Source organism: Pleomorphovibrio marinus, from assembly GCF_003347495.1.
GTDB lineage: Bacteria > Bacteroidota > Bacteroidia > Cytophagales > Cyclobacteriaceae > Pleomorphovibrio > Pleomorphovibrio marinus.
Genome location: NZ_QCXY01000002.1, coordinates 672,685 through 686,687 on the forward strand (window position 1 = coordinate 672,685; position 14,003 = coordinate 686,687).

Consider the following 14,003-nt stretch of genomic DNA (forward strand, 5'->3'; position numbering starts at 1 on the left):
ATTCTTAATGATTAAAATCCTACATTAATTCCTAGAGAAAATGTCCGAGCCTGCGGGGCAGAATAAAAGTCATTGCCCTGAAACACATTTTGGTTTTGCGTGGTGCTACCCAGGTAATCCGCATTAACCTCTGGATCCCATCCCAAATAATTGGTGAAGGTAAGGAGGTTTTGTGCTAGGAAATAAATCCTCACTGTGTTTAGTCTCATCCTTTCCACCACATTGGAGGGAATATTATAGCCGAAGGTGAGGGTCTTTAATCTCACATAGCTGCCATCAGAAATGTACCTGCTGGAGGCGTTGCAACCATTACAGGCACCAAGTCGCGCCTGAGGGATATCCGTAATATCCCCAGGGTTTTGCCATCTGTCAAATTGCCTGAGTGTAGAGTTGTCAAACCAATCCCCATTAGCAGCATAAAATCCTCCACCACCTTCGTAAATATCATTTCCAAATACTCCCTGGAACAAGAAAGACATGTCAAAGTTTTTATACGTCAATGTATTGTTGATGCCCGCTATAAATGCAGGGTTGGGGTCACCGACTACCATTCTTTCTGCCTCATTGTAATCGTTGGTGGTTTCGGTGAGCTCTTCATTGCTATAATACAACGCATCCCCGTTAGAAGGATCCACTCCTGCATATTTTGGCCCGTAGAATACACCAATGGATTCACCGATAAATATGCCATTCAAAAAGCGAGAAGAGGTGGGAGGAATTGAAGTTTGATCTTCAGAAAGCTCCCTCACACGGTTAATGTTTCTGGCAAAGTTAAAATTGGAGTTCCATGTGAAGTTTTGACTGGCATAATTGGCAGAATTCAACACTACTTCCACCCCATAGTTTTCCATTCTACCTATGTTTTGCCTTTGAGAGCGGAACCCAGTAGTACCTGGAACTGGAACCAGCAAAAGTAAGTCTCGGGTATCCTTATGGTAGTAGTCAATCTCACCTGTGATTCTATCGCTAAACAACCCAAACTCCACTCCAATGTCCAGTTGCGCAGTAGTTTCCCAAGTCAGGTTGGGATTAGGGATCTGTGTAGGGTTTAGTCCTGGAAGCAAACCGTAAGAAACAGGTCCGTATAACCCAAAATGATCAAAGTTGCCAATTTCCGCATTTCCGGTTAAACCATAAGAAGCCCGGAGTTTCAGTAAACTTAAGCCTTCCTTTCCCTTTAGGAAATCTTCTTCCGAAGCTATCCACCCCACTGATGCAGCAGGAAAAAACCCGTATTTGTTGTTGTCCCCAAATCGGGAGGATCCGTCATACCTGGCACTGAATGTAAAAAGGTACTTATCGTCGTACTTATAGTTTATCCTTGTAAAATAAGAAAGGAATGTATTATAAGTAAGGGTGGATTCACCATCAGTGATTTCGGCAGCAGAGGCCAAGGTCCTCAGGGCATCCAAAGGAAACTCCTGACCATCCACCTGTGTGAAGTTTTCATCATAGCGCTGGAAAGACATTCCTGCCACTGCTTCTACCTGGTGCTTTTCCTGGAAATTTTTAGTATAGGTGAAATAGTTGTTGGTGTTGTAGTTAAACAACCTCAACCACCTTGAACTTCCAAATCCATTAGTGCCTTGACCAGTGATAGTTCTAGAACCAAAAAACCTTTCATCATTCTGATTAAGGATATCCACTGCAAAGTCCGATCTGAATCTTAAGTCATCCGTGAATTGGTATTCCCCATAAATGGTACTGATGTTTCTAAAGCTTGTAGTTAACCACTCTGCATTTTCAGAGTCTATAAGGTTATTGTAATAGGTGGCTACAGGCCGGTCATAAAGCATCCCATCTTGGTCCCGAATTGGGGTGATAGGTGCCAATGCCACTAACTGGATGGGATTATTGAACTGGTTATCCTCAGGAAGTCGGGTAGTTTCCGTTCTTGCCAAACTGAAGTTTGCTCCAATGTTAAACCTGTCAGAAACCTTATGGTCCAAATTTAGGCGACCGGAAATCCTTTCGAAGTTGTTACGAATCATAATTCCGTCCTGCTTGTCATAGGCTGAGGAAAAATAAAAGCGAGTCCTCTCATCCCCTCCACTTGCCGAGAAATTGACGTTTGTCACCCCGGCACCAGGATTGAATGCCTGCTCCTGCCAATCGGTGTCCACGCTGCCATCTCTCCAATCGGTGTGCCCACTATGGCGGTCAAGCCTGCTTTCCACAAATTCCAAATCGGAATCCGGGTAGTCTCCAGGGTTGTTGATGGGGTCAATCCCTGTTCTCAGATCGTTATTGTAACCCGCTTCCCTCATCAGTTCCACATATTGGGCTGAATTTAGGAATTCATTTCTCCTAGTGGGGCTACTGACCCCTCTTTGTATGCCTACATTGAACTTAGTTCTTCCCGCAGCTCCTGTCTTGGTAGTGATTAAGACTACACCATTGGAGGCCCGAGCACCATAAATGGCCGCGGCAGAAGCATCTTTAAGCACTTCGAAGGATTCAATGTCATTAAAGTTGATGTCTGCCATAGGGTTACTCTGTCCAATCCCTGTTCCTGCATTCATCGGAATACCATCAATCACATAAAGGGGCTCATTGCCACCGGAAATGGAGGTGGTTCCTCTTACTCGGATTTTTACTCCTTCACCCACTTTACCACTGGAGGATTCCACAAAAACGCCTGCCATTCTGCCTTGAATGGCTTCTTGGAAGGTAGGGACAGGAATGTTCTGGATTTCTGCTCCCTTTAGGGAGGCAACATTTCCGGTTAGGTCACCCCTTGTAACGCTTCCAAACCCCACAACAACTACTTCTCCAAGGGTCTTGGCGTCGGTTTGTAAGATAACGTCAATATTTTCTTGATCACCAACTTCAACCTCTTGGGACAAAAACCCAATATAAGAATATACCAATGTTTCAGATGCATCCGCCGAGACTGTGTAAGACCCGTCGATGTCCGTAATCGTACCCCGGGTAGTACCTTTAATTCGGACGTTAACCCCAGGCAATGGGAAATCATCCTCAGCAGAAATCACTGTTCCAGACACCTCTCTGGATTGTGCCATTGACTCCATCGTCAGGATTAATAGTAAAATGGCAATACTTAGTAAGCTTTTTTTCATAAGATTCTAAAATAATATGGATAAATGGTTTTTTAACAAGATTTTTATATAAACACTTTAATGGCTTTTTTCAGTATTTATGAAGAATCCTAGGCGATTTCGGGAAAACTGTGATAGTATTCGGCATGAATTTATAACACATTCTTGAAACTTCCTTTATAGGCTCCCTGAAATTTCTGAAAATTCTACTTGAATATTAATTTTAGGTGATTCTTTAATCTGGATTTAGGTATTTCCGTAAAAAATTCTTCAATGAAGCTAATGATTTAAACCGGAAAAGAGGCAAAATTATATATTTCATGAGGGACAATATAAAAATTGAAGCCTATATACTTTGTGCATGACCTATATTTATAGAAAATAAAAATAGTGATTTTTTAAACAAAAAATATAATTATTTAAGAAAAAATAAGTAATTTCTTAACTCTTAAAAGAGGTGTTTTGTCAAACAGAAAAACTTTCTCCACATCCGCAGGTTCTGCTGGCATTTGGGTTCACGAATTGAAACCCTTTTCCGTTTAGACCATCGGTAAACTCCAAAGTTGTACCTGCTAAATATAAAAGGCTTTTTCTATCCACAATGATTTTCACACCATTGTCTTCAAAAACTTGGTCCGTGTCGGTAAGTTTGGTGTCAAAACCCAAATCATACATCAGCCCGGAGCAACCACCACCTTTAACGGAAACACGGATGTTCTCTTCAGGCATCCTGTTTTCTGTTTTTTTAAGTTCTAAAATCCTCTCTTTTGCTTTTTCAGAAACAATGATCATATCGCTACTCTCCTTACTTTTAATTTATTTACTCTTGCAATTTGCTAACATTTTCAAGGTATAAAAAATTCAACATACAGAAAAGTTATTTCGCAATCCCTTTATTGGATGTTTTTTCAAATCCTGAAACCTTATCTTTATGCGCAGAACCAACAGCAATCTGAAATGAAATTAGACCATGTAGGAATAGCAGTCGATAACCTTCCTGAATCCAATTTGCTTTTTGAAAGGCTGCTTGGGGCACCTCCGTACAAAGAAGAAACGGTAACTGGGGAAAACGTGAAAGTATCTTTCTTCCAAACAGGGGACACCAAGCTGGAGCTGCTTCAAGCTTTGACAGAGGACAGCCCCATTGCAAAGTTCCTTTCCAAACACAAACCAGGTATACACCATTTGGCCTTTAAAGTGGAAGATGTGGCACTTGCCGCAGTTGAAATGGAGAAATCGGGTTTTGAGGTGCTGACAAATCCCCCAAAGATTGGTGCCGACAATAAATTGGTTGTATTTTTGCACCCCAAAACCACCAATGGGGTATTAATTGAGCTTTGTCAGGAATTGAAACAACAATGAAAACGAGTTCCCCATTCCAGATAGCTACCAGGACGTGGCAGGCAGGGGCAGGCTCCCGAAACGAGTTCCCCGAGTCAAGTTCGGGGCAGGAAGGGGCAAGCTACCTGCCGGGAGTCAGGTGTGACCTCTAAAAAGACAATTGAAAATTTATGAAAAGGACTGAAATCGGCGAAATCGGGGAATTTGGACTAATTGAGAAATTAAGCGAAGGCTTGTCACCAATACAAGAAAGTACCGTTTTGGGTATAGGTGACGATGCTGCCGTGATTAATGCTGGGGATAAACTCATGGTGGTGACCACGGACATGCTATTGGAAGGAGTTCATTTTGACTTGTCCTATTGTCCCCTTAAGCATTTGGGATTTAAGGCAATAGCAGTAAACATCAGTGATATAGCGGCCATGAATGCTATACCTAAGCAAGTTACCGTAAGCCTGGGCTTATCCAACCGCTTTTCGGTAGAGGCAGTGGAGGAGCTCTATCAAGGTATACAGGCTGCGGCTCAACATTACAATTTCGACGTTGTGGGAGGGGACACTACCACCTCCAGATCAGGATTGGTAATAAGTATCACAGCCATTGGCGAAGTAAGTAAGGATTTGATTAGTTACAGGTCAGGTGCTCAGAAGAATGACATAGTTTGTGTCACCGGGGATTTGGGGGGGGCATTGGTTGGACTGCAGGTCCTGGAAAGGGACAAGCAAGTTTTTCTATCCAATCCAAATATGCAACCTGAATTGGGGAAGTACGAATATGTGGTCGGCAGGCAACTGAGACCCGATGCAAGGATGGATATCATCCACGAGTTAAGGGAACTGCAAGTGAGACCCACCAGCATGATGGATATTTCAGATGGACTGGCCTCAGAGCTTTTTCATATCTGTAAATCCTCCGACAAGGGAGTGGCTATTTACGAGGATAAGCTTCCAATTCATAAGGAAACCTACGATACTGCCCTGGAATTCAACCTGGATCCGATTACCTGTGTGCTCAATGGGGGGGAAGACTATGAATTGCTGCTAACCATTTCTCAAGATGACTTCCAGAAGTTGGAGAAACATGCAGACATACACTTTATCGGCTATATTACAGACCCTAAGGAAGGGAAACTGCTCGTCACCAAAAGTGGAACAACAGCAGGATTAAAAGCACAAGGCTGGAAGCATTTTTAACAGTCCCTAAGACTTATGGTATTTATCAACCTTCAGGTAGCATTTACGTTTTTATAAATGAGGCGTATGGTAGATATTTATTGAAATCGGGTCTGCCTACCGGCAGGCATTACGAAGACGACACCCACTGGGATGCCCCCCGATAGCTATCCTTTTAGGGAGATGTGAGATTCCCCGGAAACGAGTTCCCCGAAACAAGTTCGGGGCAGGCAGGGACAGGCTATCTGACCATTGAAATTAAATAAAAACAGATGAACGAATGGCAACTGTCTGAGCAATGGTATTTACCCAATGAATTACTTTGAGCGGCATTTTTCCTTAGTAGTTTAGTAGTAAATGGGGATTAGGTGGGCCTAAATCAGTGCCTGTAAAATCACCCTCTAAATGACCTTTATACCTTGGATGTAATATCCGAGCAATATGAACTGGATAGTTTATAAATTATGTAGGGTTAAATAAAGGCGTTGAAAATTAAATCGCAAATCACTTTGCTAAAATGAAATCGAGCATGGCGGGATATTCACAGGGGGGGCGCACCTTCGAAAGAATACCGGGTTATCGGGGCAATGCGAGATTCTCCCTAGACGAGTTCCCCGACCCCGATAGCTATCCGGACGGGGCAGGCACCCCAACCTGCGGTGCAGGGAAAGTTATTACCACTGAAAAGACAATTTTAAAAACATGGAAAAAATCATCCTTCTGGTTCTACTTGTTATGCCAATTTCGCTTTGGGCACAATCCAGTGATCTGGGAAATTGGCTCATTTATTTCGGGGATAAAAAAGTAAACAAAAACTGGAATTGGCACCATGAAGTGCAGTACCGCAATTTTAACATGATAGGGGATGTGGATCAGTTACTCTTAAGAACCGGGTTTGGTTATAATCTTAGCGAGAACAATAACAATATTCACCTTGGGTATGCTTATATTTACAATGAGGAATTGCCTAAAGATCCCAAGGCTAAATCTACCTTTGAGGAAAACCGAATTTATCAACAGTTTATTACGCGACAACTTTTTGACAGATTTGCCATCCAACATCGATATAGGTTTGAACAGCGGTTTTTTGAGAATGATTTCAAGTTAAGATTCAGGTACTTTTTGAGCATGAATGTAGCGCTTAACCAACTTAAAATGACAGATAATACAATTTATCTATCTGCATATAACGAGATCTTTATGAATACAAAATCAGAAAAATTTGACAGAAATAGGGTATACGCAGGTCTTGGCTACCGATTTAATCCCAAGGTGCGAACAGAACTTGGGGTGTTGAATCAGTCCACCGCCAACTTTTCGAGAAATCAATTGAATATTATAAGCTTCTTTAATTTTTAACCAATGCCATGGGTTCCATGATGTATTTTCCTTTTTTGGGGGTACTAAAAAGGTACTGCCTGATTTGGTGAAACTGAAAAATTTATTCTTCCCTAAGATATGGGATTTCTCTTTTTTTATTCCTCATTCTAATGATCAAATTAACAGACAGTTATCCCTATAAAAAAGAGTTTTTTTCTAATAAAATTTAAAGGTGATTGATTTTATCTATAATGTAATCGAGAAAATCAATTTCCTTGGACCGTCGCAATCCACTACATTCGTTCTTTATCAATCACTATTTTAGTATAAACCAAATTTCATGTGTCATAGAGCATTATTAAACTGGCATTCATTGGGACACTAGGTTAGCTATTGATAAATATGGGAGTAGGGGCAGGTTGGGACAAGATATGGACATTGTTAAACAAATTAAAATCACATGAAGAAAATATATCTGTTATTTTATCTACTAAGTGCTGCAATTACAATAGCATCGGCACAAGAAATTAATAAGGAAGAGAAACAAGTAGACGGTTGGTCAGGTGCCACTAAAAAAGGAAGTTCTGCCATGAAGGCAACCGCAAACAAGGAGTGGTGGCCTAACCAACTTAACCTGAATATACTTCGTCATAATTCTGCTCTTTCCAACCCCATGGGTTCGGAGTTCAATTACATTGAGGAATTCAAAAGTCTGGACTATGAGGGATTAAAACAGGATTTGAGGGATTTAATGACAGATTCCCAGGAATGGTGGCCTGCTGACTTTGGCCACTATGGCGGCTTGTTTATCCGAATGGCATGGCACAGTGCTGGTACCTATCGCTCCGGTGATGGAAGAGGAGGCTCAAGGACAGGACAGCAGAGGTTTGCTCCCCTAAACAGTTGGCCTGATAATGGTAACCTGGATAAAGCGAGGAGATTGCTTTGGCCGATAAAGCAAAAATATGGGAACAAGATTTCCTGGGCGGATCTGATGATATTGACTGGCAATGTGGCTTTGGAGTCCATGGGCTTTGAAACATACGGTTTTGCTGGTGGCAGAGAGGATGTATACGAACCTGAACTTGACGTGTATTGGGGCGCTGAAAAAGAATGGCTAGATGATTCCAAGCGCTATTCGGAGGACAGGGAACTTGAAAATCCCTTGGCAGCTGTACAAATGGGGTTGATTTATGTGAACCCTGAAGGCCCAGAAGGCAATCCGGATCCAGAGCTCGCTGCCCATGATATTCGCGAAACCTTTGGGAGGATGGGAATGAATGACGAAGAAACGGTGGCCTTGATCGCCGGAGGGCATACGCTGGGAAAAACCCACGGTGCAGGCACTGCCGATCACCTTGGGCCTGAACCAGAGGCAGCCCCCATCGAGGAGCAGGGCTTTGGTTGGAAGAGTTCTTATAAGTCCGGTAAAGGACCAGACGCGATTACTTCAGGGCTGGAGGTGATCTGGACTTCCACTCCTACAAAATGGGGGCAGGGTTTTTTTAAGAGTTTGTTTGAGAACGAATGGGAGCTTACCAAAAGTCCTGCAGGAGCCTATCAGTGGGTGGCCAAGGATCCCAAGGTAATGTTTCCTGATGCCTTCGATAAGGATAAAAAACATAAGCCTACCATGTTGACTACGGATCTTTCCCTGAGGGTTGATCCTGTATATGAAAAAATCTCCAGAAGGTTTTACGAAAATCCGGAAGAATTCGACAAAGCCTTTGCTAAAGCCTGGTTCAAATTAACCCATAGGGACATGGGGCCTATAAGCACCTATTTGGGTCCAGAGGCGCCAAAAGAAGACCTGATTTGGCAAGACCCTATCCCTGCCGTAAACCATGAATTGATCAATTCCCAGGATATAGCGGCCTTGAAGAGCAGTATTTTAAGCTCTGGACTTTCCATTTCCGAGTTGGTGACCACTGCATGGGCTTCTGCATCTACGTATAGAGGCTCCGACAGAAGGGGAGGAGCAAATGGGGCTAGGATACGGCTGGCTCCCCAAAGGAATTGGGAGGTGAATAACCCCAAACAATTGAACAAGGTACTGTCTGTATTGGAAAAAATACAAGCCGATTTCAATGCTAATACCGCTGACAAGAAGGTGTCATTAGCTGATCTCATTGTCTTGGCTGGTAATGCTGGTGTGGAAAAGGCCGCATCCAATGCCGGTTTTGACTTGGATGTAACCTTTATTCCAGGTCGTATGGATGCTACACAGGAGCAGACCGACGTGGAATCCTTTGCCCTTTTGGAGCCCATGGCAGACGGTTTCCGGAATTACCTAAAGAACAGGTATACGCTTTCCACTGAGGAGTTACTGGTGGACAAGGCGCAATTGCTGACGCTTTCGGCACCCGAAATGACGGTACTTGTGGGAGGAATGCGTGCCATGAACGCCAATTATGATGGTTCAGGGCATGGAAGATTTGGAGAGGAAAAAGTCCAATTGACCAATAGCTTTTTCGTTCATCTATTAGACATGAGCACAGAGTGGAAGCCTATGGATGATACCAATGAAAGGTTTGAAGGAAAGGACAGGAAAACAGGAGAAGTGAAATATACGGCAACACGTGCAGACTTGATTTTTGGGTCCAATTCCGAACTTAGGGCCTTGGCGGAAGTATATGGTCAGTTAGATAACATGGAAAAATTCGTAAGAGACTTTTCTGCTGCCTGGGCCAAGGTAATGAACCTTGACAGGTTTGATCTGATCTATCAGTAAATAGTGCATTCGCTGCACACCACTTACAAAGCCGGTCTGAAAGGATCGGCTTTTTTCTTGTTCTAATCTCAGATTTATTAAGTTGGATTGCTTCAGCGGCAAAAAGAAAATGAGTTTTTCTAGAAATCTATATCGAATTAGCAGCTCATGCTAAATACCAGTATAAAATAATAAAGGATAAATTTGTCCTTTAATAAAAAACCATTAATTTTGCTTTTGACATTCCCAATAGGGATAGGGGTAAACCCTAATAAAAGATAAAAATATCCTTTAATAGCTTCGGTTATGAAAAATCTTGCTTCAAAAACAATTAGTGAAATCGTATCCAAAGATTACCGGACATCCACCCTATTTACCGCGATGGGTATAGCCTATAGCTGGCAGGGACAGGAAACCTTAGATCAAGTTTGCAAAAGAAAAAAACTGAACCTTGAGCAGGTTCTTAATAAGTTGCTTGCCCTTCTCCATTCCCCAACGGAGCGGGATTTTGATTTTACGTATTGGCCTGTGGAGCTATTGGTAGATTATATCGTACAGAAATACCACAGGTATATCCGAAGTAGGGTTCCGGTGATTAAACAGGTATTGAATAAACTATTGTTTTCTTCTGGAGAGGATTATACATTGCTTTATCAAGTATTGGGACTTTTTGAGAAGGGAGCTGCGGAATTGGAAAAGCACATGGCTAGGGAGGAGTTGATTTTGTTTCCTTATATCCGAAAGATGGCTCCGGATGAGAAGGGTTTGCGGAAATTTGATGCCCCACATTTTGACGGGGTTAGAAACTCCATTTTGGGGATGATACGGGACCATGAAAGAGAGGGGGAGCGTTTTCAACAAATTAAGAGTATAACCAAGGATTTTCAGTCCCCAAAGGAAGCGGATGAGAACTATAAAATTGCCATGGGGCTGCTGAGGGATTTTGACCACAACCTCCGAAAGCATTTGCACCTGGAAAACAATATACTTTTTCCAAAAGTACTGCAGTCGGGCAAAAAAGGGGAATTGGTATATGACTAGAAGGATAATAGTGGAATTCAAACCAGCCTATATATTCCCACTGGTGATTATAGGTCTGCTCATTGGCATCGCCGGGGGGTGGCTTAGGATGGGATATGCAGCATTTTTGGTGCCGCATGCCGCGGCTCAACATGGATTATTGATGGTAGGTGGCTTTTTGGGCACCTTGATTTCTTTGGAGCGTGCATTGGTCATCAAAGGGAAGTTTTGGTTTTGCGTTCCCCTATGTAGCGGATTGTCCATCCCTGCTATCTTGCTTGGATGGCCTGAACTGTCCATTTATTTGGTAGGGGCGGCAAGCATTGGTTTGGTGGGCATTATGTATGTGCAGAGTCTTAGGCATCCTGTATTGGACCAATACCTGTTGCTTTTTGGAGCCCTATGTTGGGTGTTGGGTAATTTTATGGTTGCTAACACTGGTTTTATGTTAGTGGGTGTGCCCTGGTGGATAGGCTTTATTCTGTTCACCATTGTGGGAGAACGCTTGGAACTGAGCAAATTTCTCCCGCTTCCTCCATGGAGCCGGCTGCTTCTGCCTAGTTTACTTGGTGTCTTTTTTTTAGGGATGTGGGTTCCCTTCCATACTTGGGGGATTTGGGTTATGGGTATTAGTGTATGCGGAATCGCCGGGTGGTTGTTGGTTTTTGACATGGCCAGATATGCAGCCAAGAAGGCCGGGTTGTTCAGATATATTGGAATTGGACTTATTACCGGGTATGTATGGTTATTGATTCATGGGCTAATCCTGTTTTTAATTCCGGAACATGCCTTACATTATGACCTCTACCTGCATACCTTTTTCTTGGGTTTTACCTTTTCCATGATTTGGGCCCATGCTCCCATTATTTTGCCTGCTGTGTTGAAGATCCGCCAGCAGCCCTTTCACCCCTTACTATGGGTAGGCTGGGGTGTATTTCAAGTGAGCCTTTTAGGAAGGATTTGGGCCAGCTTATCTGGAAATTTGGAAGGAAGGGTGATGTTTAGCCTGATCAACGGGTGGGCCATAATCGTCATGTTTTTGGCAATGGGAAGTTTGGTGTTCCTAATTAGTAGGAGTGCCGAATGCAACAGCGGTAATTTGAAAAAATCTGTCGCCGAATCCGGTTCATCCGGGATTCACCAAAAAAAGTTAGCCGGATAGGTTAACCAATTGTTTTTTATGTGTATAAAGTTTCTAACAGTTTATATTCAAATTATATAATAAATAGTTGGCCAATGCCACAAGAAAGTGGAATGTGATTTATGGACAAAAGGGAGTGAGTGGAGAATTTTTTTTTCAGAGGTTTGCCCGATTTTTATCATCTTTGCGAGATGGTTTGACCCATGGTTTAAAGGATAACTCCCTTTCCCGTATGAAAAAAGAAATTCAGCTTACCCTTAGTCCCGAACAGGCACATGACAGCATGTTCATCCATTCCCAATCGCTGAGGCAATTGGGAATAGATCCTGCATATGAGGGTGCTCATGTTCGTCAAGACAGACGTTCTATAGATGCAAGAGGCAAAAAAGTGAAAATCAATATTTCCGCGACGGTATTTATAGACGAAGCCCCCTCCCCCTTGTTGAATGTAGATAAAGACTATTCAAATGTTTGCAATGCTGATCCTATCCTGATCGTAGGGGCTGGGCCTGCTGGTCTTTTTGCTGCCCTGCGTGCCATTGAACTTGGACATAAGCCCATCCTTTTCGAAAGGGGAAAGGACGTGAGGAGTAGAAGGAGGGATTTAGCTGCCATCAACAAGTACCATGTGGTGGATACGGAGTCCAATTATTGTTTTGGGGAAGGTGGTGCCGGCACATACTCCGACGGCAAGCTTTATACCAGAAGCAAAAAAAGGGGGGATGTCCGCCGGATAATGGAAATTCTGGTTGCACATGGCGCATCAGAGCAGATCCTTGTGGAAGCCCACCCACATATAGGCACCAACAAACTTCCAATCCTCGTAGCTGCCTTGCGTGCATCCATTCTGGAAGCGGGAGGGGAAATCCATTTTAATACCAAGGTCGTTGATTTTATTATCGAAAATGGAGAGCTGACAGGAATTAAAACCCACGAAGGCGATTCCTTTAAAGGCTTGGGGGTCATTTTGGCAACAGGACATTCTGCAAGGGATATATTTGAGCTCCTTCAAAAAAAAGGTGTGGAAATTCATGCAAAACCATTTGCGTTGGGAGTGAGGATCGAACATCCCCAAGGGTTAATTGACAGCATACAGTATAAATGTGGGGTGGGACGGGGTCCTTACTTGCCTGCTGCGGCTTACTCACTTGTCCAACAAACGCAATTCCAGGAAAAGCAAAGAGGGGTGTTTTCCTTTTGCATGTGTCCTGGAGGATTTATCGTCCCTGCCGCCACTGCGCCAGGTGAGATTGTTGTAAACGGTATGAGTCCCTCTCGCAGGGACGGAAAGTTTGCCAACTCAGGAATAGTGGCTGCCGTGGAAGTGGAGGATTTGCAGGATTACAGACAATATGGCCCCTTGGCAGGGATGTATTTCCAAAAAGAGGTGGAACAAAAAGCCTGGGCTATGGGAGGTATGACACAAAGGGCTCCTGCACAGCGTTTGATGGATTTCGTACAGGGAAAGACCAGTCAAGACCTTTTGAACACAAGTTACCAGCCAGGGTTGCAATCCGCAAATATGATGGAGGTTTTGCCACTACAGATTGGGTGGAGGCTTAAGGAGGCCTTTTTGCAGTTTGGGAATAAAATGAAGGGATACCTTACCAACGAGGCGCAGCTTATAGGGGTGGAAAGCAGGACCTCCTCTCCAGTCCGTATTCCTCGCGACAGGGAAAGTTTTGAGCACCCCGGGCTCAAGCGGCTTTTTCCCTGCGGGGAAGGGGCTGGCTATGCGGGTGGCATTGTTTCTGCGGCAATGGATGGGGAACGCTGTGCCGAACGATTGGTGGCCATATATAAAAAACGACCTAACCTCGCTAAAAGATGAATGGAAAAAAAAGAACAGTTATAATAGGAGCCAGCCCCAACCCCACTAGATATGCCTACACCGCTGCCAAAATGCTGCACGACAATAAAGTGCCTTTCATTCCAGTGGGTATAAAGGAAGGTGTTGTGTTTGGCGAGAAGATTTTAGACATCCGGAAAAAACCGCAGGTGGAAGATGTACATACCGTAACGCTGTACTTAGGCCCAAAAAACCAAGAAGAGTGGGTGGATTACATCCTGTCCCTTTCTCCCCAGCGTCTTATTTTCAACCCTGGTACGGAAAACACTTTCTTGGCTGAAAAGGCCAAAGCGGCGGGAATTTCTGTAATGCCCGCATGCACCTTGGTGCTTTTAAGTTCAGGCCAGTTTTGAAAAGCGATTTCTTTACTCGTGTAGATTAATGTAAGTTT

General features: G+C 43.5%; 10 protein-coding genes. 8 read left to right on the forward strand and 2 right to left on the reverse strand.

All coding sequences use genetic code 11. The features are described 5' to 3' along the window. Positions 1 to 11: 11 nt before the first annotated feature. Complete coding sequence (locus DB520_RS08800; RefSeq protein WP_114749311.1) at positions 12 to 3,080, reverse strand: SusC/RagA family TonB-linked outer membrane protein; 3,069 nt, start codon at positions 3,078 to 3,080, stop codon at positions 12 to 14. A 444-nt stretch (positions 3,081 to 3,524) separates the two neighbouring features. Further along, a complete protein-coding gene (locus tag DB520_RS08805) occupies positions 3,525 to 3,851 on the reverse strand; it encodes a HesB/IscA family protein (protein ID WP_114749312.1) in 327 nt (108 codons plus the stop codon). A 108-nt stretch (positions 3,852 to 3,959) separates the two neighbouring features. Here DB520_RS08805 and mce point away from each other — a divergent pair, with 108 nt between their 5' ends. From mce to DB520_RS08845, 8 genes are all read left to right on the forward strand, one after another. Further along, on the forward strand, positions 3,960 to 4,421 hold the full coding sequence (mce, locus tag DB520_RS08810; RefSeq protein WP_232834891.1) for a methylmalonyl-CoA epimerase: 462 nt from the start codon (positions 3,960 to 3,962) through the stop codon (positions 4,419 to 4,421). A 149-nt stretch (positions 4,422 to 4,570) separates the two neighbouring features. After that, positions 4,571 to 5,593: a thiamine-phosphate kinase gene (gene thiL / locus DB520_RS08815; RefSeq protein ID WP_114749313.1), complete on the forward strand. Its 1,023-nt coding sequence runs from the start codon at positions 4,571 to 4,573 to the stop codon at positions 5,591 to 5,593. 681 nt (positions 5,594 to 6,274) lie between these two features. Further along, positions 6,275 to 6,931 (forward strand): DUF2490 domain-containing protein, encoded by a 657-nt coding sequence (locus tag DB520_RS08820; RefSeq protein ID WP_114749314.1) that lies wholly within the window; start codon positions 6,275 to 6,277, stop codon positions 6,929 to 6,931. Between the two features lie 421 nt (positions 6,932 to 7,352). After that, positions 7,353 to 9,623: a catalase/peroxidase HPI gene (katG, locus tag DB520_RS08825; protein ID WP_114749315.1), complete on the forward strand. Its 2,271-nt coding sequence runs from the start codon at positions 7,353 to 7,355 to the stop codon at positions 9,621 to 9,623. Positions 9,624 to 9,908: 285 nt separating this feature from the next. Further along, positions 9,909 to 10,643, forward strand: coding sequence for a DUF542 domain-containing protein (locus DB520_RS08830; RefSeq protein WP_114749316.1), 735 nt, complete (start codon positions 9,909 to 9,911; stop codon positions 10,641 to 10,643). Next, entirely contained in the window at positions 10,636 to 11,784 is a 1,149-nt protein-coding gene (locus DB520_RS08835; protein WP_114749317.1) for a hypothetical protein, read from the forward strand. Before DB520_RS08830 ends, DB520_RS08835 begins: the two co-directional genes overlap by 8 nt. 211 nt (positions 11,785 to 11,995) lie before the next feature. Further along, entirely contained in the window at positions 11,996 to 13,594 is a 1,599-nt protein-coding gene (locus DB520_RS08840) for an NAD(P)/FAD-dependent oxidoreductase (RefSeq protein ID WP_114749435.1), read from the forward strand. Further along, the gene (locus tag DB520_RS08845) at positions 13,591 to 13,965 is read left to right on the forward strand and encodes a CoA-binding protein (protein WP_114749318.1); all 375 of its coding nucleotides are present in this window, start codon (positions 13,591 to 13,593) and stop codon (positions 13,963 to 13,965) included. The genes DB520_RS08840 and DB520_RS08845 overlap by 4 nt, the downstream gene beginning before the upstream one ends. The last annotated feature ends 38 nt before the right edge of the window (positions 13,966 to 14,003 follow it).